19 protein-coding genes and 2 pseudogenes are annotated in these 24,457 nt (G+C 46.8%); all 21 read left to right on the forward strand.

The features are described from left to right. The first annotated feature begins 139 nt into the window (after window positions 1-139). The 21 genes and pseudogenes from M1D61_RS09595 (at window position 140) to M1D61_RS09695 (ending at window position 24,336) form a co-directional block, all read left to right on the forward strand. Window positions 140-1,441 carry an NCS2 family permease gene (locus M1D61_RS09595; RefSeq protein ID WP_458122135.1) on the forward strand — a complete coding sequence of 434 codons (1,302 nt, stop codon included), beginning with the start codon at window positions 140-142 and terminating at the stop codon, window positions 1,439-1,441. Window positions 1,442-1,549: 108 nt separating this feature from the next. Next, window positions 1,550-3,658 (forward strand): annotated as a pseudogene (locus M1D61_RS09600) (thioredoxin domain-containing protein). Between the two features lie 427 nt (window positions 3,659-4,085). Next, window positions 4,086-4,769: a hypothetical protein gene (locus M1D61_RS09605; protein WP_458122463.1), complete on the forward strand. Its 684-nt coding sequence runs from the start codon at window positions 4,086-4,088 to the stop codon at window positions 4,767-4,769. Next, entirely contained in the window at window positions 4,750-6,165 is a 1,416-nt protein-coding gene (locus M1D61_RS09610; RefSeq protein WP_458122136.1) for a phage baseplate assembly protein V, read from the forward strand. The genes M1D61_RS09605 and M1D61_RS09610 overlap by 20 nt, the downstream gene beginning before the upstream one ends. A gap of 64 nt (window positions 6,166-6,229) precedes the next feature. Then, window positions 6,230-7,510: a pentapeptide repeat-containing protein gene (locus M1D61_RS09615; RefSeq protein WP_458122137.1), complete on the forward strand. Its 1,281-nt coding sequence runs from the start codon at window positions 6,230-6,232 to the stop codon at window positions 7,508-7,510. Then, a complete protein-coding gene (locus M1D61_RS09620; protein WP_458122138.1) occupies window positions 7,507-8,040 on the forward strand; it encodes a hypothetical protein in 534 nt (177 codons plus the stop codon). The genes M1D61_RS09615 and M1D61_RS09620 overlap by 4 nt, the downstream gene beginning before the upstream one ends. A 13-nt stretch (window positions 8,041-8,053) precedes the next feature. Next, window positions 8,054-8,473, forward strand: a complete 420-nt coding sequence (locus M1D61_RS09625) for a DUF4280 domain-containing protein (RefSeq protein WP_458122139.1) — start codon at window positions 8,054-8,056, stop codon at window positions 8,471-8,473. Between the two features lie 19 nt (window positions 8,474-8,492). Beyond that, window positions 8,493-11,621 carry a contractile injection system protein, VgrG/Pvc8 family gene (locus M1D61_RS09630; RefSeq protein WP_458122140.1) on the forward strand — a complete coding sequence of 1,043 codons (3,129 nt, stop codon included), beginning with the start codon at window positions 8,493-8,495 and terminating at the stop codon, window positions 11,619-11,621. A 3-nt stretch (window positions 11,622-11,624) separates the two neighbouring features. Further along, window positions 11,625-11,954 (forward strand): hypothetical protein, encoded by a 330-nt coding sequence (locus tag M1D61_RS09635; RefSeq protein WP_458122141.1) that lies wholly within the window; start codon window positions 11,625-11,627, stop codon window positions 11,952-11,954. Window positions 11,955-12,620: 666 nt separating this feature from the next. Continuing rightward, window positions 12,621-12,839 carry a hypothetical protein gene (locus M1D61_RS09640; protein WP_458122142.1) on the forward strand — a complete coding sequence of 73 codons (219 nt, stop codon included), beginning with the start codon at window positions 12,621-12,623 and terminating at the stop codon, window positions 12,837-12,839. 293 nt (window positions 12,840-13,132) lie between these two features. After that, window positions 13,133-14,530: a hypothetical protein gene (locus M1D61_RS09645; RefSeq protein ID WP_458122143.1), complete on the forward strand. Its 1,398-nt coding sequence runs from the start codon at window positions 13,133-13,135 to the stop codon at window positions 14,528-14,530. A 1-nt stretch (window position 14,531) separates the two neighbouring features. After that, the gene (locus M1D61_RS09650) at window positions 14,532-15,017 is read left to right on the forward strand and encodes a hypothetical protein (RefSeq protein ID WP_458122144.1); all 486 of its coding nucleotides are present in this window, start codon (window positions 14,532-14,534) and stop codon (window positions 15,015-15,017) included. A gap of 263 nt (window positions 15,018-15,280) precedes the next feature. Further along, on the forward strand, window positions 15,281-16,324 hold the full coding sequence (locus M1D61_RS09655) for a deaminase domain-containing protein (protein ID WP_458122145.1): 1,044 nt from the start codon (window positions 15,281-15,283) through the stop codon (window positions 16,322-16,324). 5 nt (window positions 16,325-16,329) lie between these two features. Next, a complete protein-coding gene (locus tag M1D61_RS09660) occupies window positions 16,330-16,809 on the forward strand; it encodes an SMI1/KNR4 family protein (protein WP_458122146.1) in 480 nt (159 codons plus the stop codon). A gap of 588 nt (window positions 16,810-17,397) precedes the next feature. Beyond that, window positions 17,398-17,736 (forward strand): hypothetical protein, encoded by a 339-nt coding sequence (locus tag M1D61_RS09665; RefSeq protein WP_458122147.1) that lies wholly within the window; start codon window positions 17,398-17,400, stop codon window positions 17,734-17,736. A 452-nt stretch (window positions 17,737-18,188) separates the two neighbouring features. Beyond that, window positions 18,189-18,479, forward strand: coding sequence for an RDD family protein (locus M1D61_RS09670; RefSeq protein ID WP_458122148.1), 291 nt, complete (start codon window positions 18,189-18,191; stop codon window positions 18,477-18,479). Between the two features lie 193 nt (window positions 18,480-18,672). Beyond that, a pseudogene (locus tag M1D61_RS09675) lies at window positions 18,673-18,981 on the forward strand (response regulator); the annotation flags it as partial. Window positions 18,982-18,990: 9 nt separating this feature from the next. Continuing rightward, the gene (locus M1D61_RS09680) at window positions 18,991-19,806 is read left to right on the forward strand and encodes a PP2C family protein-serine/threonine phosphatase (RefSeq protein ID WP_458122464.1); all 816 of its coding nucleotides are present in this window, start codon (window positions 18,991-18,993) and stop codon (window positions 19,804-19,806) included. A gap of 56 nt (window positions 19,807-19,862) precedes the next feature. Continuing rightward, window positions 19,863-21,962, forward strand: a complete 2,100-nt coding sequence (locus tag M1D61_RS09685) for a flagellar assembly protein A (protein ID WP_458122149.1) — start codon at window positions 19,863-19,865, stop codon at window positions 21,960-21,962. A 1-nt stretch (window position 21,963) separates the two neighbouring features. Beyond that, window positions 21,964-22,275 carry an STAS domain-containing protein gene (locus M1D61_RS09690; RefSeq protein WP_458122150.1) on the forward strand — a complete coding sequence of 104 codons (312 nt, stop codon included), beginning with the start codon at window positions 21,964-21,966 and terminating at the stop codon, window positions 22,273-22,275. Further along, window positions 22,276-24,336 (forward strand): HD domain-containing phosphohydrolase, encoded by a 2,061-nt coding sequence (locus M1D61_RS09695; protein WP_458122151.1) that lies wholly within the window; start codon window positions 22,276-22,278, stop codon window positions 24,334-24,336. It abuts the gene before it with no gap. Window positions 24,337-24,457 lie beyond the last annotated feature (121 nt).

Below are 24,457 nucleotides of genomic sequence, written 5' to 3' on the forward strand. Positions count from 1 at the left end.
AGATGCCTTGATTTTATTCATACACTTCTCTTATTGAATCCTAATGACAAATACAGCAGCGCGAAAATTGCGGTCTTAATAAAAGAATCAGGATTTTATGGCGTTTATGAATAACCGATGGCGTGGAGGCTGGCTTTACATGGATAACTGGTTCAAGCTCAAAGAAAGAGGCACGACTGTTTCAACCGAAATTATTGCGGGGCTCACTACCTTTTTTACGATGGTCTATATTGTGATCGTCAATCCCGGCATACTGAGCAGCACAGGGATGGATTTTAACGGGGTATTTATTGCTACCGTGCTGGCAAGTATTGTAGCGACTTTGATTATGGGGCTGTGGTCCAATTATCCGATCGTTCTGGCGCCTGGTATGGGGCTTAATGCATTTTTTGCGTATAGTGTAGTTGGCGGATATGGAGTGACCTGGCAGGTTGCTCTGGGAGCGGTATTTATTGCAGGGCTTTTGTTTATTGTTTTATCGGTCACTTCTTTCCGTTATATGCTGCTGGATGCGATTCCTGCGAGTCTGAAGCATGCGATTACAGCAGGTATTGGATTATTTATTACGACGGTGGGTCTGCAGAATTCCGGTGTGATTATCGCTTCGGAATCCAATTTGATCACGATCGGTAATCTGGCCTCACCAATGACCTATCTGACGATTATCGGATTGCTGATTACGGTTGTACTGATGGCCTATAATGTCAAAGGGTATCTGTTTATCGGTATGGTCGTAACTGCGATTCTGGCCTGGATTCTCGGACTGTTTCAGCTGCCGGCATCGATTGTGGCAATGCCGCATGGTCTGGCAACAACGGCGTTCCAGCTGGATCTGGAAGGTGTATTTTCAAGCGGCCTGTATACGATTATCTTTACCTTCCTGCTGATCACTCTGTTTGATACGACAGGGACAATGCTTGGCGTGGCAGAGCAGGCCGGCCTCCTTAACAAAGACGGGAAGTTCCCGCGTTCCCGCGGCGCACTGCTCGCAGATGCAGTGGGAACGACGGCTGGTTCTCTGCTCGGAACAAGTCCTACATCGGCATATATCGAGTCCAGCACAGGTGTTGCTGCAGGAGGAAGAACGGGGCTGACAGCGATCGTAGTCAGCATACTGCTGGCGATCACGTTGTTCTTCTCCCCGATCGTAAGTGTCATCTCGGGTATCCCGGCGATCACTTCACCGGCACTGATTATTGTCGGTTACTTCATGATTAGCGTGATTAGCAAAATCAACTGGAAAGATCTCGAAGAAGCTTTTCCAGCTTTCCTGATCATCATCCTGGTGCCGCTGACCCACAGTATTGCGACCGGTATCGGATTTGGATTTATTTTCTATCCGCTGCTCAAGCTGCTTCGCGGCAAAGGCAAAGAAGTTCATCCGATCTTTTATATTTTTGCGGTATTGTTCTTTATTCAGCTGGTGTTCCTGGATCACTAGAATTAGGATGGCATACCAGAAAGAGAACCGTCTTTTATGGACGGTTCTTTTTTCTTTCCTCTCATATTCGGTTATATTATCAATAACAAACCTAAGGAGGAATCAACCATGCGCGAATTTATCGAAGGTAACCACCAACATACGAACAGTCTGATTTATGAAAAGTCGCCGTATCTGCTGCAGCATGCTCACAATCCGGTCGACTGGATGGCCTGGGGGCCGGAAGCGTTCACCAAAGCCAAACGGGAGGGCAAGCCGGTGTTTCTGTCTGTAGGTTATTCCTAGCGGAGGATTACATCCACATGCCATTGGTGTCACGTCATGGAGCGCGAGAGCTTCGAAGATGAAGAAGTCGCAGCTGTTCTGAATGAGTACTTTGTTCCGATCAAGGTCGACCGGGAGGAGCGTCCGGATATCGACAATCTGTATATGGCTTACTGTCAGGCGCTGACCGGACAGGGTGGCTGGCCGCTGACCGTGCTGCTCACACCCGAGCAGAAGCCATTTTATGCAGGCACTTATTTCCCGAAAACGACCAAGTACGGGCGCATCGGTGTAATCGATATGCTCACCCAGATCCGGGAACAATGGAACAGTGACCGCGACCGGATCGTCAAGGCGGGTGATGAGATCGTCGAGCGCATGATGCTGTATGCGAACGAGACGCAGCATGGCGAGTTCAGTGAAGATATTATCCACCGCGGGTACAAGACATTTGTCAGTTCCTTTGATGAAGTATATGGCGGGTTCGGTGCAGCACCCAAGTTCCCGACGCCGCATAATCTAATGTTCCTCAGCGCCTACTACCAGACTTACCAGGAACCGCAGGCGCTGGAGATGGTCAAGCATACGCTGGACAGCATGTATCGCGGCGGCATTTATGACCATATCGGTTTTGGCTTTGCCCGGTATTCGACGGACGAGAAGTGGCTGGTACCGCATTTTGAGAAAATGCTGTACGATAACGCTCTGCTGGCGATTACGTATCTGGATGCGTATCAGCTGACGAATGAACGACGCTATGCCCAGATCGCCGAATCGGTCTTTACGTATGTACTGCGGGATATGACCTCACCGGAAGGGGCATTCTACTGCGCGGAAGATGCCGATTCTGAAGGAGAAGAAGGCAAGTTCTACGTCTTTGACCGGGATGAGATCGAGGAAGTGCTCGGTCTGGAAGAGATGCACAAGTATTGCAATATTTACGATATTACGCCGGAAGGCAATTTTGAAGGATCAAATATCCCTAACTTAATCCCGTTCACTGCAGCCGAGATTGCCGAGCAGCGTGATCTGAACGAACTGGCCCTGCTGACTGATCTGGAAGAAGCCCGGCAAAAGCTGTTCGATTATCGGGAACAGCGCATCCATCCATCTAAGGACGACAAAGTGCTCACTTCCTGGAACGGCATGATGATCGCGGCCCTCGCACGCGGCAGCAAGCGTCTGCAGAAGCCGGAATATGCACAGGCAGCAATGCGGGCAGCGGACTTTATCTGGCAGCATATGCGCCGCGAAGATGGACGACTGCTCGCCCGCTACCGGGATGGACATGCTGCCTATCCGGCTTATCTGGATGATTATGCCTATCTGATCTGGGGGCTGCAGGAACTGTATGAAGCAACCGGGCAGACCGTGCTGCTGGAGCGGGCGCTGATTCTCAAGGATCAGCTGATCGCTCTCTTCTGGGATGAAGAGAATGACGGGTTCTACTTTGCCGGCAGTGACAGTGAACAGCTGCTCACCCGGACCAAAGAGACGTACGACGGCGCCATGCCATCCGGCAACTCGGTGGCCGCCTGGACGCTTGCCCGTCTGGCGGCTGTTACCCAGGATGAGGAGCTGCTCGGCTATGCCGAGCGGACGCTCAATGCTTTTGCCGGAACGGTGAAGCAGTATCCGTCCGGATATGCGATGATGCTGCTGGCGGGTATGCAGATGCTGCACGGTACGGAAGAGATTGTGCTGGCTGGCAAAGTGGAAGATCTGTCTTACCAGGAAATGATCGCCGAGACCCAGAAAGCATATCGTCCGTTCGCTGCCCTGCTGCTAAACAATGCCGGAACAGACGGCGAAGCCGCAAGGAAGCTGCTGCCGCATCTGGCGGATATGGGCATGCAGGATGGCGCGACCGCCTATATTTGTGAAGGATTTGTCTGTCATGAGCCGCTGACTACGGTGGAAGCACTACGGGAGGCACTGGTGAAAAAGGGATAGATGGAGTGAGATGTAACAAAGAAGCATAGCATGGAATGGGAAATGGATCAGACAATAGCAGATATCAGACAGAAAGGAGCAGCAAATAGCTGCTCTTTTCTGTTATCAAACGATAGCTTACATATCGATAAAAAGTTCGTACAATAGTTAAGAGATAAGATAGAGATAGAGAATATTTACACATTTATGCAAACCTAAGCGGGTAAGATATTATTTTATCTTGTGTGAATATCCAGATTATGGAGGAGTAAGCGTATTCGATAGGTATAAATACTGTAATATGTACTATGATCTGGGTGTATGGAATCATACGTATCCACGTAACGTTACTACCTATTCATTTAAGACTTTAGAAGAATAGGAATTTTACATCATATTTAATAAAATTATACAAGGAAGGGAAGGAGAAGTGTGTATATTGCAACATATGGATGAGTATATTGTCTCACAGCTGTACGGGAAACGAGCAGCGAAGCAATCTTTGGATGCTGCGGAACCGGCAGGACAAGGACTGCCGGTATCATCGGAAAAGGAAGCCGGTATGCAGTCCATAACCACTGCTTCTGCAGCAGATGCAGAGCTGCGGATTAATATCAAAGGAAGACCCACGCGCTTTAGAGCCGTTCAGCTGTTAAGCGAGAGACTGGAATGCCTGCTGCCTGATCATTTTGGGCAGATGTCTATTGAGGAAGTTCGTATCAAGTATCCATCGGAGCATCGCCCGCAGGTGATCTACGCGGAACCCGAGGGTATAGTGGATTTTACATGGAGTCCCACTGATATGGAGATCCAAGAGGAGGAACTGGGGACGACAGCCCGGCAGCTGGGCGAGATGATCCGGCGGATACAGCCGATCCTCAGCTGGCAGGGAGTAGAGATGATCAAAACGGACCATCTCACAATGGCTGTGATCCGATTTGTCGTATCTATTATAGATGGCGAGATGTATAACGAAATGCTGCTGGTGAATGACCAGGGCAAGCTGATTATTGGCACTTTTCATTGTGAAGCTGCAGAAATTGAACACTGGAAGCCGGTGACGGAGATTCTGATCCGCTCGCTGCGCTTTTTGACCATAGAGGAGAATACATATGAGCCTGGATTATCATAATTTGCAGATTCAGCCGTTTCCGCTGGTGAATCTGGAGCAGTTTACACTCAGCAAGAAGATCAACGAGCATACACGATTGTATTTTACCGGAATTATTCCCGAAGAAATGCAGGATAGCTATATTGACAGCACCGAAGCCAACACGGTTATACAGGTGAGGCAGCTGCAGGACAATGGCGAGATCAAGCCGCTGTTTAGCGGTATCGCTCTGTCTGTAGAGGTGAAGGTCGTTCGCGGCGTCTATTATCTGGAGGTGGAAGCTGTCTCGCATACGTACCGGATGGATGTGCAGCGCCGTATCCGTTCGTTTCAGGATACAGAGATGACACTGCCGCAGCTGCTGGAGCAGATCGGTCGCCATTATGAAGGACTCGATGTGATCGATGGTGCGACAGGCGGCGGTGCAATGAAGCGTATCGCGATCCAGTATCGGGAGACTGATTGGGAATTCCTGCGTCGTCTGGCTTCACGCTATCATACGAGTCTGATGCCGGTAGCCCAGTTTGATGCGCCCAAGTTTTATTTTGGCATCCAGGACACGTACCAGCCGGTAGTGCTGGATCATACCCGGTATACCGTGCGCAAGCAGCTGGTTCCTTTTCGTTATTTTCAGGAGAATGATGGGACTTCGCTGGAAGAAAGAGATTTTATCGTCTATGAAGTGGAGACGGATGAGGTGCTTGATCTGGGCGGTCATGTCCATTTTCAGGGGAAAAGCCTATATGTGACCGAAGTCTACACGGACATGCATAGTGGGCTGCTCCGCCATCTGTACGTACTCTGTACGTATAAAGGGCTGCGGCAGAGAAGTTATTATCAGGAAAATTTGGCCGGTGCATCGCTAAGCGGTACTGTCTTGGATGTGCAGCAGGATCAGGTGCGTATTCACCTGGACTGTGATCCGCAGCAGGATGTATCCAAAGCACACTGGTTCTCCTATTCCACGCTGTACAGTGCAGGCAACCATACTGGCTGGTACGTGATGCCGGAAAAAGGGGACCCGGTCAGCCTTTATTTCCCCGGCAGCCGGGAGGAAGACGCTTATGCACGCGGAGCCATCCGCAGAGCAAAGAGAGATGCAGGAGATAACAAACTGTCGGATCCCAGCGTGAAAATCTGGCGTACCCCGCATGGGCGCGAGATCCAGCTCGCTCCGGATGGGATTACAGTCAGTGCACAGGATGGAGCCGTATTTATCAAGCTGGATAACCAGAACGGGATTCAAATTGTCAGCAATCAGCAGGTAAGCATCTCGGCAGGTGGTGATCTGAGCCTGTCCGCCGGCAAAACGATGAATCTGTCAGCAGGCGGCTCGCTGACACTGGATTGTAATGGCAGCCATATTGAACTAAGTGGCACCGCGGATATGAAGGGCGCAGAAGTGAAATCCAACTGATGGACAGCCATAGACAGAATGCGAAATGCAAAGCAGGTGAGCAATCATATACTTCTTTAATAGCGTGACTACAGAACAAAAGCAGCATATACGCAGCAAAGCTAGGCTGTACATACAGCAGCAGCTTGAGCAGAACAGACAGGAATGGCAGGCTGGATGGATAGAGGAAGTCAGCAATAATTTTATCGGATGCTGTAATCATATCCGCCAGCAGCAGCTGGAAGGACGTAAAGGCGAAATTCATTACATCACTTACTCTCTCCTGCGTACGGGGCTGCTCGATGGACATCCGGCCTATCTGATTCAGGCGGCGGATGAGCGCGGAGTACTGGATCCGAACCCTGTCGAGTATGAATATGAAGGAAACTGTATTTTCCAGTATTGGCATCAGCTACTGGAGAGGATTATTCAGGAAGCGGCTTCGGCAGGCTGGAAAATAAGCGAGCTGGAATTGGATGAGATCAGGCTGGATGAAGCGGATTATTTTCATCAGGTCATGATGATGATACTGCGCAAGGCGGTACGGCAGGCAGTGAACCGGCCAGCGTATATGGAATTGCAGCGTGCGCTGCAGCTGGAGATTCGGGCAGGAGAGTACCTGGACCAGAATACTTACCTTTATAAGGAAGATCGAAATGAAATGAATGCAGCGGCTCTTCATGCATGGCTGGCAGAGAAGCGGCCGTATGCGTATGGATATCAGGATATTCATGATGCGGGGCTCTCTCTGGGTGACTATAGTGAGATGGATTTTCGGTACACGATATTCAGACGTGTGCATGCGAAGGTCTGCCGATTGAGCTTTGGTGTGCTGATCGGAACGGTATGGCAGGATTGCACACTGGATGGGGTAACGCTCGCGCTGAGTATGATCCATGGCGCGGATTTCAGCCGTTGTGTGCTGCGAAACTGTACACTGGATGGAGTGATGGGGGCTGCCGGATTGGCAGAACTGGATTGGGAAGTGCTTGGATTTGACAGTGTACAGTTTACCGGAGCGGATTTGTCAGGAAGTACATTGTCAAAGGCCTCTCTCTATCGTGCCTGTTTCCGGGACAGTGTGCTGGAACAGACGGATTTTACCGATGCCGATCTGCGAGAAGCTGATTTTGGCGGAGCGATCATGAAGGATGCTGTACTGCAGGGAGCCGATCTGAGTGGAGCCTGTCTCGATCATTGTGATCTGACAGGGGTATCTTTTGTCGGAGCCAATCTGCAGGGAGCTTCGCTGAATGGTGCGATAGTGGACGAGACTGATTTTACAGGCGCGATAATATCACCCGATCAGCTGAACAGAACAGTGAGGCGGGATCATCTAACAGGCAAAGGAGGCAGGCTGCAATGAGATATTTTCAGCTGCTCGCGGATGAGCGCATTATCCATCGGATCCAGCCTTCTGCATGGTCTCTGCTCCAGCAGCAGGAACTGCTGGGAGCCATATCTGCACCAGGCGAGGAACAGCTTCCGCTGACCGTACATGTTCAGGAAGACCGTCATACGATCTATCCGGATCTGCTGGATTCTCCGGTACCACTCGTATCTGACAGGGTCAAGTCATTATTGGAACTATTCTTGCCGGATACCGGATGGCGTGCAGTGATGCTGACGGATATTCGGCGTGGCAGTCAGCATCTGTACTGGCTGCTGCAGCCGCCTGTGATCGACGCTCTGTCAGAGCAGACGACATTCCGACCTGACGGCACATTAAAGCATCTGGTATTGGATCATGACAAGATCGATCAGCCTCTATTTCGCATATCCGGTCTGCGCGAACCGTATGTGTATGTGAATCTGGCAGCAGCCGAAAGCCTGCTCCGCCGTTCGTATACAGGCATTCGACTGCTGCGTATACCTATAGAAGCCCAAAAACTATGAAAGGAAGATCGATATGGACAATGCACAGGTACAGCCCGGCAGTGGAGCCAAAAAGAGTTATGTCGTTGCAGGCGCTATTCTTAGCTGCAGTTATGGCACCCAGCCGACCCGGCTCAAGCGCCCATTCAGCCATGGAGTATACGTCAAAAATAAAGCTCAAATGAATATCGGAGACTACCTGCCCGGCACAAATATCAAGTCATTCGGCAACTGCTCCAGCCCGCTCAATCCAGCCGTACAGGCGAGTCAGATAGTCGATATCTACGGAGTCAAAAAAGCACCGTGCATCCCTGTGCTGACCCAGCCGTGGCTAAACGGCAAATCGGATGTACTGATCGAAGGGCAGCCGGCCTTGACGCACAATTGTACCCATCAATGCCTGTATGCAGGCAATATCCGAATTGAGGATGATGGGCAGGAATTAGATTTTTAAGACAGGAGACTACATACCCGTGACTGTACTACATCAGGGAATCGGCTATGAGAGTCTGCGGCTGGCTGGACCGATTCATCCGCAGCGCTTGAATGAGTTGACGATTACCCGTAAAATCAATGAGCATGGCTATATGTTCGTCACCGGTATCATACCGGAAGAACAGGGCGCAGCATCGCTTCACCACGATTTCGAAGGTGAGCCTGTCGTGCTGCGTCAGTTGGACGCCGGGGGACATTCCGTCCAGCGTCTGTTCCATGGCGTGATTACCCGGTTCACCATTCACTGCATCCGCAGCGTGTATACATTTGAGCTTGAAGCGATCTCCCAGTCGGGTCAAATGGATATCGAACGCAAGCGACGTTCTTTTCAGAATGCTGATCAGACGTATGACGATCTGGTTACCCGGCTTGTACGTGAGTATACGTATGGGGATGCTATCGATACCATATCGGATTCCGCCAGACTGGACAGTCTGGTGCTGCAGTATGACGAGACCGACTGGCAGTTTCTGAAACGGCTGGCTTCCCGCTTTAGCTCGGTGCTCGTACCGGACACGATCGCTGCCTCACCAAAACTATTTTTTGGTATGCCGGAAGGCAGGCGTCATGTGCTTGGTGAAGATACATTTTACCGGATTCGTAAAACATTTGGACAGATGAATCCGGCGTATTCATCCTATAATGCTGCTCCCGCTGCAACACATTCAGCTGCCCATGATTCCGTGCAATCTGTAGACCTCTCATCCGGGCAATTTAGTCCAGCGGCATATCCTGCCGGTTCGCAAAATCCGGAAGTGTCTGCTGCTCGCCATCAGCCGGGCTATGTATCCTACTATATCGATAGTCTCCAGTATTATGCGCTCGGTGATTATCTGACGATGCCAGCCAGTGCAGGTTCGGCAGAGCTGGTCGTCGTGGAAGTGAAGAGCCGCCTGGAGGATGGGCTGATCCAGACCTCCTATGAACTGCAACGGCCGGAGCAGATTCAGTTCTATCGGTATGAGAATGAGCAGACAACCGGCATTACCCTGACCGGTATCGTAGAGGAGATTGCGGCTGACTTTGTACGGATAAAGCTGGATATCGACGAGGAGTATCATCGCAATCACCCTCAAGCAGCAACGAACAAGGAACTGATCTGGTTTCCCGTCAGTACACCGTATGCGGCTGAAAAGCATACCGGCTGGCACGATATGCCGGAAAAGGGGGAGCAGGTCGAACTGTATATTCCGTTGTCCTGGGAAGGCAGCAGCTATGTAACCGGTACGCTGCGCCAGCAGACCGCGGCTATCCATGATCCCGACACCAAAGTATGGAGCCATCCGGCGGGTAATCAGCTGCAAATGGATAGACATGAACTGCGGCTGTCCACATCAGGCAGCATGACCATATCCCTGCAGCCTGACAGTGGAATCGAGATCAGCAGCCCGGGGAATATAGGGATTCAGGGAGGCAGTATAGCGCTAAATGCCGCACAGACCCTGTCACTGGAAGCAGCCCGGGCGATCCACCTCAAGGGCGGCCAAAGCAGTATGATCGTAGATGGGGATACGGATATCCATTCGCCAACCATCCATCAGGTGGGAACAGTCAAAGCTCCGGTATATGTCGCCGATCTGGCACCCGTTCCCGAGCCGCCACTGATGAGCATTCAGGCTTACCAGGCGGGCCAGGCAGCCGCGCAGCAGCAAAAAGCACAAACTCACGCGGCAGCTCCCAAGGCCAAAATCACACCCCCTGCCCAAAAAGCCAAGTCGGATGGCCTGCTCGGACTATTGTCCAAAGTGGCAGGCGCCATTCCGGCCAAAACAACGAGCAAAGTGCTGCTCGGCATCAACAATTCGCTAGCCAAAGTAACAGGTGCCCTGATGCAGGTCAATGCCAGCGTACCTGCCCGGCGCTCCGGCGGAGGCAGTCAGGGAATCGTAACTGCTGCAGCCAGTCAGGTGTACCATGCCGCGGCCCGCGCATCTTCGAATCATCGCCCAATGAGCTGGAGCCAGCTCGGTCATATCGTAGCGAATGGCTTCGTCGATTGGGCCGGGCGCGTGGATGACCGGGACCAGCATTACCGCCGCTGGTGGGCAGGTAAAGTAATGACCCAGGCTCGTATTGCGCTGCTGACTCCTTTTAGTCCGATCGGCTGGACCTCACAGGTCAGCCTGGAACAATCCTATCGCCAGATCCCGGAAGATGTCCGTCTGCGCTGGGATAATGAGACACAGCGCAAAGCCTGGGAAGCGTATAATATACAAAGGCTGCAGGAGAAACAAGCAGAGATTGCCCAGCAGGCGGCTGAAGAAGCCGAACACAATAATCATTCGACGGCCTGGATTATCTGGGATGAAGTTGGTGCATTTGCGGAAGGTGGCGTGTCGCTGTTCGTAGATCTGGTAGAAGGCAAGCCGGAAGTCCTTAAAGAGCGGGCGAATGAAGTGGCTGACGGTATGGCGGGACTTGTAGGGATGGCAGTTCATCCTGTTCAGACCTATCATCAGATTAGTGAGGCTTCTTCTGGACAGAAGACTCGGATGATGACAGAGTTGGTACTCGGCTTCCTCCCCCTCAAAACCAAAGTACCCAAGTTGCCTTTTGATATGCCGAGACCGAATCCCGGGATGGAAGTCGTGGGGGCCGATGGAATGGTGTACCGGATTGCGGAGAAGGATCTGCCGGGTCCGGAAAAGAACGGGTATATGCGTTCTGAGGGGACGGGTGAAATTCCTAAGATTAAAAGTGCTAAAGAGGTTGAAATAGTAAACCACAGAGGAGAATCTTTAGGAGAGTTAGATGAGATTGATTTGGTGAAAAAGATTTTTTATGAGGATAAATCCGCTCAAGGTCTCAATAAGGTTAATCCCAAAACAGGTTTACCTGCACAAACTCCACAACAATTTGCAGATAAACAGATATTGACCAAAACGAGAAATCGGATTAATGCTCTAGAAAATGCAACTTCTACACGGGCAACAAAGAATGGCTCATCAGAAATACCGAATCTTGAAGACATTAAGGGTATCCGAGAATTTGTTTTTAGATTAGATGGAGACACACCCGAACTAAGACAGGCAGTTGAAAATAGTTTGAACCAACTAAGAAAAGAATTTCCTGATTACAAGTTCAGTGCAATCTTTGGAGGTAAATAGATTATGGCTATCAGTGCATTAATTCTTGACCCACAAAATGATTACGAAAAAAATTTTTTTATTCCAGTTGCTACGGAGTCGTTTTTTAAGGAGTGTTGGCTACCTGCGATTGAATCATTAGGGTTACAATGGACAGACCTCTTCCCAACAGGTGTTGATGTAGAGGAGGAAGATGTACCGCAAATTATTGCGGAACTTATTCGTATAAAAGAATGGGCGGCAAAAAATTTAAATGAGGAACAAAAAGTTAAGATATTTGAAAGAATAGCAGGACTCCAAGATAAATTACCACTCGCATTTCAACGTAAGGATGCAGTTGTTTTTATAGGGTAGACTGGTAGTTTGGAGGGACTACCCAGTGCTGAATGAATTCATCATTCAATCAGTAACACATATAACCCATGTAATATCGTAGTAAGACTGATGCCCGTCGCGCACCGTGCACCATGCATTGAGAGGGCGGGAGATAACGAAGCCAAGCAAATTCAATTTTTCATGCCAGTGCGAAGATTTAACCGAATCGGTAAATCATCCAAATAGAGTGACGAGATGCGGTACTCTAATCGAATGCATTCGGAAGTTACCGTTATAATCTAGGCTGTCTTGTTATTCATGGGTTATTCAGATGTGACAAATTCAAGATTCAAATAGCTCCCTATGCTTCTATATGTCTGGCGTGATTCCTGCCTGTAGAGTGTCTAACCTATAAGGGAAGACAACTTGAAAGGAGAAATCAAACATGATGCACCCAGTAAAAGAATGCATTCAGAAGCTAGGGCTAACACATCGAGCGTTTGTTGTCCTGTATGATATCTCATGGGGAGGGTTTCGTAGTTGCTTGTATGGCTACACCGATTCCATCCCCCGCGCTATCCTGAACATCATGGTACAGCATGGTATTGATGAGCAGGAAGCACAGCGGCAGTATCTCTTATGGAGGAAGTGGAGCGTTCAGCAAAAGCTAGCCGCCCCCGCCGCTACCGAAGGGAGGGCGAATCCATGAAACGACTGCCATTAGATACCGTCCTAACCCTAATGCGGCGGGAGAATGTGCTAGGACATGGCTTTGATCTTGATGAACTTACCAAAGTCTTCATCAAGCATGTCAAAGACCCGATGTCACAGGAGCAAGTCGAGCTAAGTCTCGCGCATTACCTTGCTAAATCGAAGCACAATGATGTCGTTCATCGGAATCAAGTCTTAGCCAAAGTTGCTTAGTTCCTTAATCAGTATGATTGGCAGCTATCCGACGATCATATAGATTACTATCGTAAATACTTGCCGTTGTTTGGCTAACTATCCCCCCGCCGTTGTGTGGGGTTCTTTTTTTTGTTGTTTTTCATTGGGATATAAAAAATGGGGGAGTTCGAGGTTTTACGATCTCAATCATCTACATATCTATTCATGATTCATTGAATCCTGATTCGTGCTGTCTATTCTGATGCTAGACATCCTCAGTGTTTCTTCTCGTTCTGCTATTCTATTCTCTAATATGGGCTGGACTATGCGGATTGGCAAACGATGTAGGCAATTTGGTGGCAACAGGAACAGACATTGCCTTTGGGGATGCGACCTGGAAGGGTAGCAAGGAAGAGCTGTATCAACGAAATCATATCATGCAGTATGTGGCCGAGCGAGGACGGGAACAGCAGGAGTATATCGACTACCTCCATGATCTACCTATTTTTTGTTATCTTCATTTTCTTATGGATGGATTCGTCGATTGGGCGGGACGCGTCGACGAACGGGATCAGCACTACCGGCGCTGGTGGGCAGGCAAAGTCATGACCCAGGCTCGTATTGCGCTGCTGACTCCTTTTAGTCCGATCGGCTGGATCTCACAGGTCAGCCTGGAACAATCCTATCGCCAGATCCCGGAAGATGTCCGTCTGCGCTGGGATAATGAGACACAGCGCAAAGTCTGGGAAGCGTATAATTTGCAAAGGTATCAGGAAAGAGAGGCAGAAATTGCGCAGCAGGCCGCGGAGGAAGCGGAGCGGAATAATCATTCGACGGCCTGGATTATCTGGGATGAAGTTGGTACATTTGCGGAAGGTGGCGTGTCGCTGTTCGTGGATCTGGTAGAAGGCAAGCCGGAAGTCCTTAAAGAGCGTGCAAATGAAGTAGCTGACGGCATGGCGGGACTTGTAGGAATGGCAGTTCATCCTGTTCAGACCTATCATCAGATTAGTGAGTCTTCTTCTGGACAGAAGACGCGGATGATGACAGAGTTGGTACTCGGCTTCCTCCCCCTCAAAACCAAAGTACCCAAGTTGCCTTTTGATATGCCGAGACCGAATCCCGGGATGGAAGTCGTGGGGGCCGATGGGATGGTGTACCGGATTGCGGAGAAAGATCTGCCGGGTCCGGAAAAGAACGGGTATATACGTTCTGAGGGGACGGATAAACCTCAAAATCTTGGTAATATAGTTAAAGACGGAGGTAAAACGACCTACAAAAATCCTGCTGGCAACGAACTGACGTGGGTTGATCAACATCCGAAAAATATTAATCGTGATATTGATAGCTTTTTGAATAGTTCAGACGTTGGCAAAGCTACTGAAGCAAAGGTCGCGGATTTCTTAAGACAACAGAAGGAAGTAACTGGTTTTGGACAGAAGGTATTGAAGAAGGATGGTCAAGCCGCAGGTGACTTAGATGTGGTTACAAAAGATGAAATGATTGAAGTTAAGGCATCACTTAAAGCTGTCAAGGAAGGGCAACTGGAGAAAATGACAGATGCGACTGACGAGTTCTATTTCAATCCAGAACAAAAGAAAGTTATTCTGTATATCGATAAGCCCTTTGGTAATTTATCTCCGAGAGATATACAAAAATTAGAACAAATTAAAGAGCTGGGTGTGACTATCGTTAATTCATTAGACGAATTAGGAAAGGTGATAAAGTAGTATGGGAACGTCAGCATTTATTTTAATGAAGCAAGAAAAGTATACCCCTGAAAAATTGTTAAGCGACACGATAGTAGCTGCTTTTCATGCAGATGCTAGATTGTATTTTGATAACTATAAAAAATATAAGAATGAACAGTTCTTATATACAACCTTAAATGTTACTGATAAGCCTTTGGTTAATGAGAATAATCAGCAATTTATATTTTATGTTGATGGACTTGATAACTACGAGATCACTTATGATAATAACGAGGTCATTTTTGGCTTGGATCCGAGTCTTTCACTATATCAGGTGGGTGGAATTGAGGAGATTTATGGTGCCCAAGAATTGATATTTCGCTTTATATATGAATACCTGAAATTAAACCCCGATGATTACTTTTGGGTCGCGGACTATGATTGGGTCTACAGTTGGGAGGATATGCAAAAATTAAAATTGTTACCGTATGACCCAGATTGGTGCTATAAGAATCCTAAAAACTAACTTATGAGGGTTTACAGCCCCAACAACAAGATCGTACAATACAACCAACAAACCAAACACTAAATAATTCAAACACTTGATAAACTTCAAAAGCTCTTTCCCACTTGAACCATGAGTAGGAACGAGCTTTTCTTGCATACTCACAGTTAAAAAAGAATGAAACGAGTGGCGAAGCTGAATCCAGGAATAGAAGTGGCTGGGATTGGGCGGGACGCATCGACGAACGGGATCAGCACTACCGGCACTGGTGGGCAGGCAAAGTCATGACCCAGGCTCGTATTGCGCTACTGACTCCTTTTAGTCCAATCGGCTGGACCTCACAGGTCAGCCTGGAACAATCCTATCGCCAGATCCCGGAAGATGTCCGTCTGCGCTGGGATAATGAGACACAGCGCAAAGCCTGGGAAGCGTATAATTTGCAAAGGTATCAGGAAAGAGAGGCAGAAATTGCGCAGCAGGCCGCGGAGGAAGCGGAGCGGAATAATCATTCGACGGCCTGGATTATCTGGGATGAAGTTGGTACATTTGCGGAAGGTGGCGTGTCGCTGTTCGTGGATCTGGTAGAAGGCAAGCCGGAAGTCCTTAAAGAGCGTGCAAATGAAGTAGCTGACGGCATGGCGGGACTTGTAGGAATGGCAGTTCATCCTGTTCAGACCTATCATCAGATTAGTGAGTCTTCTTCTGGACAGAAGACGCGGATGATGACAGAGTTGGTACTCGGCTTCCTCCCCCTCAAAACCAAAGTACCCAAGTTGCCTTTTGATATGCCGAGACCGAATCCCGGGATGGAAGTCGTGGGGGCCGATGGGATGGTGTATCGGATTGCGGAGAAAGATCTGCCGGGTCCGGAAAAGAACGGGTATATGCGTTCTGAGGGGACGGGACAAGGTGTTGGAATTGGTTCGCGTTCTGTTGAAGAATCATTAGAGAAAATAAATGAGATTCGACAAGCTAATAACATCGGTGGAAAAAGAAACATAGCTTTTGCTGAATATGAAATTAATGGATCAACAGGTGAGATTATTGGGGTTAGTGGTAAGGCAGATCGAGCAGGAACAGCAGGAGTGCCCAATCAACGTAAGTTCGAGACGATAACAACTCCAGATGGTAATCCAAGAACCTTAGATGCAGAAGTGAAGATTCTAGAGGAATTAGCCTCCCAGTTGCCAACTAACGTAACAGGGAAAGTTCATCTGTTCTCTGAACTACCATTTTGCCAATCATGTTCAGGTGTGATAAAACAGTTTAAAGAGCAGTTTCCTAATGTTGAGGTTATAATAAGTCATGGACCAAGTAAAAGTAGGTGATATCAATGGATAAGAAAGAAATAGTCAGTTTATTGAGTGAATACAAAATTGCAAATGATAACGAAATTCAAGGTTTTACCGCATCGGAAGTAGAACAATGTGAACAAGTATTAGGGTCAAAATTACCAAACCAATACCGAGAGTTTCTTTTGGCTATTGGTCATGATGCAGGGTTACTTTTTCAAGGAACTGATATATTATTTCGAAATGTAGATGATCTTTTAGAATTAAGAAAAGAAGCTGAAGATTTATTGGCGGAAAACGAAGAAACCTATATCTTACCAACGGATGCTTTTGTATTTTCTATGCATCAAGGGTATGAATTCAGTTTCTTTGTTATATCAGAAGGTAATGATCCTCCAGTTTATCAGTATGTCGAGGGGGACGGTCCTCCTGTTTTAGTTTGGGACAGTTTTAGTGCATTTCTTAGAAAATCAATAAATTCATGCGCTCAAGCTATTAAGGATGGGATCATTCCGTTGTAATGGTGGGGGATGCCGACAACTGCGCATCACGAACTGCCCAATTAGCGGGCGGGGGATAACGAAGTCAAGCAAATTCGGGTTTTCCTGTTCGTACGAAGATTAGACCGAAAAGGTTAATCATTCCAATAGGGTGACGAGATGCGGTACTCTAATTGAATGCATTCGGAAGTTACCGTTATAATCTAGGCTGTCTTGTTATTCATGGGTTATTCAGATGTGACAAATTCAAGATTCAATTAGCTCCCTATGCTTCTGTATGTCTGGTGTGATTCCTGCCTGTAGAGTGTCTAACCTATAAGGGAAGACAACTTGAAAGGAGAAATCTATCATGATGCATCCAGTCAAAGAATGCATTCAGAAGCTAGGGCTAACACATCGGGCGTTTGTTGTCCTGTATGACATCTCATGGGAAAGGTTTCGTAGTTGCTTGTATGGCTACACCGATTCCATCCCCCGCGCCATCCTGAATGTCATGGTACAGCATGGTTATGATGAACAGGAAGCACAGCGGCAGTATCTCTTATGGAGGAAATGGAGCGTTCAGCAAAAGCTAGCCGCCCCTGCCGCCGCAGAAGGGAGGGTGCATCCATGAAACGGCTACCGCTAAATACAGCCCTAACCCTGATGCGGCGGGAGAATGTACTAGGACATGGCTTTGATCTTGATGAACTTACCCAAATCTTCGTCAAGTATGTCATAGACCCGATGTCACAGGAGCAAGTCGAGCTAAGCCTCGCTAATTACCTTGCTAAATCGAAGCACAATGATGTCGTTCATCGGAATCAAGTCTTAGCCAAAGTTGCTCAGTTCCTTAATCAGTATGATTGGCGGCTATCCGACGATCATATAGATTATCACCGAAAATACTTGTCGCGTGTGAATCAGCAGTCGCAAGAAGTGATTGATCGACTTTGTTTGAACGTGTAATTGTTTAGTTCAAATTATATAATATACAAAACACTGATCACCCTAAACCCTTGATAATCGATTCAAAACTCATTCCAATTTGAATAATAAGGAGAATCAGCTTTTAAAAAATAAGAGATATCATTTTTTTCTTATGTAGAGATACTTGGAAAGTAATAGGTTTTGCTATTATTTAGGAAAAAATATACTTGTTGAAATTGAAAGTTCTAAAAGTAAGCAAACTTATTTACCAAGTACAGGGAGCAAAATTAGATTCTCAACAAGAAAGGAATCAAAGGCGAGATTTGATTGGTTTTCGCTTTAAGACTATTGTAATTATACGCTGCTATATGAAAATTCTATATTTATGTACAAAAGCAAAATGAATTATCGGAGGAACACCACAATATGTATGAACCAAAAGAAGCACAAAAATCAGAAATGACTAATTCACACAGCTGATTTTTCCATGGTTGTACTTTAGTCTACTTGAATCTTCCCGTTTTCATGCTACTCCCGGGAAAATGGCAATGAAGATTATGGCTGTCGACAGTTATTACCAGCCCCTGCGTTTTGGTCGTGCTGCTGGACGATACTGGGGGAAAATGCTCAGCAACATTTTCGGAATTGGCTTTATGATCGCTGGCTGGACTCCGCGTAAGCAGGGATTACACGATATGATTGCCAGCACTCTTGTGATGAACAAACGGGAATGGCTGCGACAGCGTCAGTTTCAGGAGGTTGATGAGGAGCAAATGAAGTAGCAGTACTGCCGCAGCCATTTCATTCTAGAGAGCGATAGTCCATAATCTTCAACATCTACAACCATTTAAATAAAAAATGCTGCAGCCCGGGACAGAATCTCACATTCTATCCCGGGCTTTTTCATACTTTATATTACATAACAAGCACATTATGACGATAAACTAAGTATACTGACTTTGGGGGAGCGGTCTCATGAGCGGCATACTGATTGTAGACGATTCCCGATTGAATATAGCATATCTGATAAATGTGCTCCAAAAGGCTGGATATGAGGATATCTATACTGCCTATTCAGCACAGGAAGCTTATTCTATTCTTGGGATTTATAATGGACAACCACCGCGTAGACCGGCTTCGGTGGATCTGATTTTATTGGATATTGTAATGCCGGATATTGATGGAATAGAAGCTTGTAAACTAATTAAAAGTTTGGGTGTTTATCAGGATTTGCCTGTTATTTTTCTGACAGCTGATCGTATGCATTTCAGGGAAGCCTTTAATGCAGGGGGAATGGATTTCATTGAAAAGGGCGGGCCGGACTATGAGCTGCTGACACGTGTTCAATCTGCCCTGAAACTAAAGAAAGAAATGGATTCTCGCAAGGCCTGGGAAGAAAAAGTACAGACGGATCTCCAGCTGGCCAAGCATCTGCAGCGCAGTGTGCTGACACCACCATTGATGGAGCCAGACATCTGCATTCATAGTTGGTATATGCAATCTTCAGAGGTGTCAGGAGATATGTTTTACTGGAAAATGTTTAATTCCAGTCAGTGCGGTGTACTGCTCATTGATGTATCAGGCCATGGAATTACTGCAGCGCTGGTCAGCATGTCTATCCGCTCACTGCTGGATGGCATTGTAGGCCAATATCGCAAGCCGCGTGAGGTATGTGCCGAATTGAATCGGCAGATGCGGCTGTTATTTGGCAAAAATCGTCGAACTTCCTATTTTACAGCGATCTATTTATATATTGATATGAAGAAACGGGAAATTGAATATTTTAATGCAGGACACCCGCCGGGCTTACTATTGAGCCCTAACCAGAGTCCCATTAAATTAACCGGTACTACAGTACCCATTGGAATCAAGCCGGACATGAAATTGGATACTGCTACCATTACGTATGATAATCCTGCACGAATCGTACTATATACTGATGGTTTGGTAGAACGCCCCGGCTTATCCATTCATACCGGGATTGAAAATCTGGAGCAGTATGCACAAAGTCTGCACTATCTGGATAATAAAACTTTTGTTGGCAAGTTGGAGCGTCTCAACCGTCAGCGTGATGATGATATTTGTATTCTGTCAATTGAATTGAAGTAACAGAGGAAATGGAGGGATAGCGTATGGAACGAAGTATAATTTCTAAAGGCAAAACAGTGGAACAGGCAGTGGACCGAGCGCTTGCTCTGCTGGAAGTCAGTAAAAAAGAGGTTAGTATTGAGATTATTGATAGTGAGAATCGAGGATTTTTGGGGCTGAATTCCAAGCCGGCTGTTGTCAAAGTCAGTCTGCTTGCTGCTAGTGCTGCACAACCTGCGGTTCCCAATTCCTCTGTAAATTTCCATTCCGGCATGGGATCAGTATCCTCTAATGCAAACGCTTTAGAAGATGCGGTACAGATTCAGTCAGTATCGCCTGCTCCAGAAACTATGCGAACAGACTTATCCCAAGATCGTCAGGATTCAGGTCTGCCTTTTGAGATAAAAGAAGAGGGGAAAATCTGGATTACTAACGGGCAGATAAATGTGAATGTGCCAGCAGGAGCAAGCCTGCCGATCATCGACGTTTTTAAGAGTGGCGATATATTGATTAACGGAGTAGAACTTCTTGCAGGGCAATCCGCTGCAGTAAGCAAGGAGGATCATGTTGAAGTCCGGCTTACCGATGAGTCCAAAGATCCAAGCTGGCAGCTGAATATAGATGCTGATCGAATGAAAGCTTCCCTTCAAATCGAGCCGGGCTACCGTATGGTACGCTATTTGATGGATGCCGAGCCGGCAACCCGTTTAATACTGCGCGTTGCCCAGAGAAAAGAACCGATCGAAATTAATCCTCAATTGGTATACGAACAGCTTGCTGCCAAAGAAATCATCTTTGGTATAGATGCGGCGGCAATTGAATCGGCATGCCGGGCTGGCAATGAAGGGAATTTTGTTATTGTAACCGGACGTTCTCCCATCCACGGAAACAACGGGGTATTTCAGTCAAAGACCGATTCTGCTGCCCGTAAAGTACAGCCAAAGGTGCGGGATAACGGTACGATTGATTACCGGGAAACCCGAGAATTTCCATCAGTGCTGGAAGGGGAGCTGATTGGTACCATACTTCCATCTCATCCTGGAGCAGATGGAATGGATATCTACGGAAATGTCATTCAGGCCCCTGCTGTTTATGATCTTCAGATCATCCCTTCCAAGGATGTAAGGCTATCCGACGACGGACGAAGTGCCTTCGCATTGAAAGCAGGTATGCCCAGTCAGACTCGTAATGGGCATTATATTAAGCTATCCATGATCCCAAGGCTGATGCACAGCGGAGATGTTAACCTTGCGACCGGTAATATTCATTTTCAGGGTGATGTAGAGATCAGTGGGGCAGTACAGGATACGATGGAAGTTGAGGCAGAAGGTAATATACGTGTACGCGGTAACATTAATATGGCGCAAATTATTGCAGGTAATTCACTAATTGTTCATGCCAATGTTATCAGCAGCCGGGTGACTGTCGGACAGCTGCAGCTGTTTTATGGACAGGTGGCACCAATGTTGATTTACTTGCGTGAACAGGTCGAATTGCTGAAGCAGGCAGTACGGCAGGTTAGTCGAGCCTCTGCTTTTAAGATTAATGATATGAATGATACAGGTCTTGCTCCATTATTTCAGGTACTATTTCAGGGGAGATTTAAATGGCTGCTGGAACAGCTGCAACGGTTAATCAAACTGGAAGAGCAGTATCAGCCTGTGCTTAAGGAAGAATGGATCAGCTATTTTCAGGAGATCAAAATTGGATTTATGAATAAGGAATCAAGTCCGTTCTGTACAGCCGAAGATTTGGAGAACTTTATACGGCGAACCAATTATTTCTACACCCTGGCTGTTATTCCTGCAACGGAAACAAATTTTGCAAGATTGCATTATGTTCAAAACAGTACTGTCTGCTGTGGTGGTGATATCGTTGTGGAAAAGGGAGCCTACAATGCGCATCTCCATTGTGAAGGCAGACTGGAAGCAGTAGGAGCACTGCGTGGCGGGAATTATTATGCAGCACAAGGTATGGTACTGCAGGAAGCCGGATCACCAGGTACGGGAGTAACCAGACTGCATGTGGATGCCAAAGCACAAATCCAGGCAAAAAAGATTCTGGAGGGTACTACTATTCAAATCGGAGAGCGAATTCACCAGTTTGTCAAAGATGCTGATCACGTCATAATCCGATTGGACGAAAACCATCAAATCGTATGGAATGGGAGAGATTAATATGTTTACCTATCATCTGAATTTAACTGGGCAGCAAATTATTGTGTATTGCGAAGGAGATATTGATATTGATGCCGGTGATATTTTTGAAGAACAGCTGGAGCCGGAGCTGGCGGAGGCTGCAGCAATTATTCTCAACCTGGCAGCAGTAGAATTTGTCGACTCATCGGGTATAGGGTTGCTGATCAAACTGGTACAAAATCTGCAGGAGCAAGAAAAACAGGTATGGATTGAACAAACACAGCTCGAAGTAATGGAGGTATTCGAGCTGCTGCAGCTGGATGAGATTTTAGGCAAGGATACCCTACGTTAAATGAAAGAGAAAAATGTCTATACCATCCTGTTGAGCATCCTTGGGATTGTTAGCATATTCTACATGATGTGGGGAGACAGCGTGGAGTTTATTCGGCTTGTACCGATTCTCCTGCTGATCACCCTGCTTGACTTATTCCCGGTTCGTCTGCTGAGCGGAGAAAAATATAGTGGCAGTCTGGCTGGTTTCCTGATTCTACTGCTGGCTTACGGACCCGTAGAAGCTTTGTATGGGATCGCATTGAGTAATATTATTAGTCATCTGCATAGCATAAGCTTCAATTTTCATCGGTTCAACGTATTTCGCCTGTTAGTGGTTCAGGGTAAGTATACCTTATGTCTCTACGCTGCTTATGAAATCGTGAAAAGTATGGAAAATGCTTCCTTTTATATCCAAGCCAGCGTGGCGGCGTTAATATTCAGCCTGCTGCATATGCTGTTGAAAGCAGGAATAAACAAGACGATTAACGGTACTTCATTATCCAACAACCTGATTATGAAATGTAAGGAACTGGCAGTTCCTGTATTGCTTTGTACTATTATTGTTCCTCATTTTCTGATGCATCTATCGCTGAGATATATGTTTCATGAGACCATTTTTATTCTATTGTTCCTAATGTTGATTATCTTTTTTTCATATGGGTATATTCGTCAGCTTAGATTTTGGCGGCGCGGAGCAGAAGAGTTTATCCATATTGGTGAGATGCGTATGTCCAAAAGAGTACAGGGTCATGGTCATAATGTGAGCGTTATTTGTGAATATGTATTGGAACTGCTCGGCTATCCCAAAAAAAAGCGTGTAGATCTGATCAATATGACTGCTATTCATGATATTGGCAAAATGCTGCTGCCTCTCGACATTTTGACCAAGCGAGGAGCAAGATCGCTGAGTGAAGAGGAGCAATATCAATCCCATCCGGTAAAAAGTGCAGAGATAGTGCTAAAAGTGACAGGTGATAAAAAGATGTCGGATTGGATCTTGTATCATCATGAACGTTACGATGGCAAAGGTTATCCTGCTCGCCTGAAAGGAAAAGAAATCCCATACGAGGCCAGGATCATTCATTTGTGTGATCAACTTGAGTACTTGATGAGACATTTTAATCAGGATGATGAGGTCATTAGACAACTGAAAAACATGTCTCACAAAGAACTTGATCCCGAGCTGGTCAGCCATATTCATGCCGGTACCATTACGTGGCTGAGACAGTATATGATTTATAATGACACTCCTAGCAGTGTAGAACTTGTTTCTGTTACTGAGCCGGACAGACAGCAGAATCGGGAACTGTCGAACATTACCGGCGGAACGCGTTTACTAAAATTTGTAGGTTCCAGCAGTCTGCATATATACACCGACTTGCCATTTAGCATAGTTCATGATATCGAAGCACTTGCCTCCCGTGCGTTGGTATTATCGGAACACTTTTATGAAGTTCTGGTAAGTGAGGGCAATACGTATGAAGCTCATTTTTATCCAGAAAGTGACTGGGTAGCTATTGTGCTCAATGATATTACACCAGCACTGCAATATCGGGAAGAACTCCATCTGAAAACACTGCGTGCGTACAAAGATGTAATTAGTACGTTGTCTCACAGCAAAATTGATATTTGTCTGGAGTCACAGGAGATTGAACATGAGCTGGGCGATTGGATGGATGAAATGGAAGTAAACACACGCGCAGATGTATCTTCCAGTCGTACGTTGGTAACCCAGCATATTCCTGAACTGATCCGGCAGCAGTATGCCAAAAAAGTAATGAGTGTCAAATTGGCTGTATCTGAAGCTGTGACCAATCTGATTAAGCATGCGGAGAAAGGCAAAATATCCGTTTATCAAAAAAATGGAAAATACCAGATTTATATTACGGATCACGGTTCGGGTATTCCATTACATGAACTGCCCAAAACCATTCTGGTTTCCGGCTATAGCAGTAAAAGTTCGCTTGGTAAGGGTTTTGCTTTGATGCATCTCTCGGCAGATCGTATTATGCTGCATACAGGTACGGAAGGCACAGCTATTTTACTGGAATTCAATGAAATTTTGCAAGTAGCGGGTTAATCATTCTACCAACGAATGATTAACCTTTTTTGATATAAGGCGCGGAATTTCCCATTAAAGAGGCAGATTATATTATCAAGGATCTTACGTGCTGGCTATTACATAATTGACTGATTTTGTC

This window comes from Paenibacillus sp. Z6-24 (assembly GCF_054161335.1).

Bases quoted from the DNA above. Each gene is read 5' to 3' on its own strand.
- M1D61_RS09595 (WP_458122135.1), top strand. From the start codon at position 140: ATGGATAACTGGTTCAAGCTCAAAGAAAGAGGCACGACTGTTTCAACC.
- M1D61_RS09605 (WP_458122463.1), top strand. From the start codon at position 4,086: ATGGATGAGTATATTGTCTCACAGCTGTACGGGAAACGAGCAGCGAAG.
- M1D61_RS09610 (WP_458122136.1), top strand. From the start codon at position 4,750: ATGAGCCTGGATTATCATAATTTGCAGATTCAGCCGTTTCCGCTGGTG.
- M1D61_RS09620 (WP_458122138.1), top strand. From the start codon at position 7,507: ATGAGATATTTTCAGCTGCTCGCGGATGAGCGCATTATCCATCGGATC.
- M1D61_RS09625 (WP_458122139.1), top strand. From the start codon at position 8,054: ATGGACAATGCACAGGTACAGCCCGGCAGTGGAGCCAAAAAGAGTTAT.
- M1D61_RS09635 (WP_458122141.1), top strand. From the start codon at position 11,625: ATGGCTATCAGTGCATTAATTCTTGACCCACAAAATGATTACGAAAAA.
- M1D61_RS09640 (WP_458122142.1), top strand. From the start codon at position 12,621: ATGAAACGACTGCCATTAGATACCGTCCTAACCCTAATGCGGCGGGAG.
- M1D61_RS09650 (WP_458122144.1), top strand. From the start codon at position 14,532: ATGGGAACGTCAGCATTTATTTTAATGAAGCAAGAAAAGTATACCCCT.
- M1D61_RS09655 (WP_458122145.1), top strand. From the start codon at position 15,281: ATGACCCAGGCTCGTATTGCGCTACTGACTCCTTTTAGTCCAATCGGC.
- M1D61_RS09660 (WP_458122146.1), top strand. From the start codon at position 16,330: ATGGATAAGAAAGAAATAGTCAGTTTATTGAGTGAATACAAAATTGCA.
- M1D61_RS09665 (WP_458122147.1), top strand. From the start codon at position 17,398: ATGAAACGGCTACCGCTAAATACAGCCCTAACCCTGATGCGGCGGGAG.
- M1D61_RS09680 (WP_458122464.1), top strand. From the start codon at position 18,991: ATGGATTTCATTGAAAAGGGCGGGCCGGACTATGAGCTGCTGACACGT.
- M1D61_RS09690 (WP_458122150.1), top strand. From the start codon at position 21,964: ATGTTTACCTATCATCTGAATTTAACTGGGCAGCAAATTATTGTGTAT.
- M1D61_RS09695 (WP_458122151.1), top strand. From the start codon at position 22,276: ATGAAAGAGAAAAATGTCTATACCATCCTGTTGAGCATCCTTGGGATT.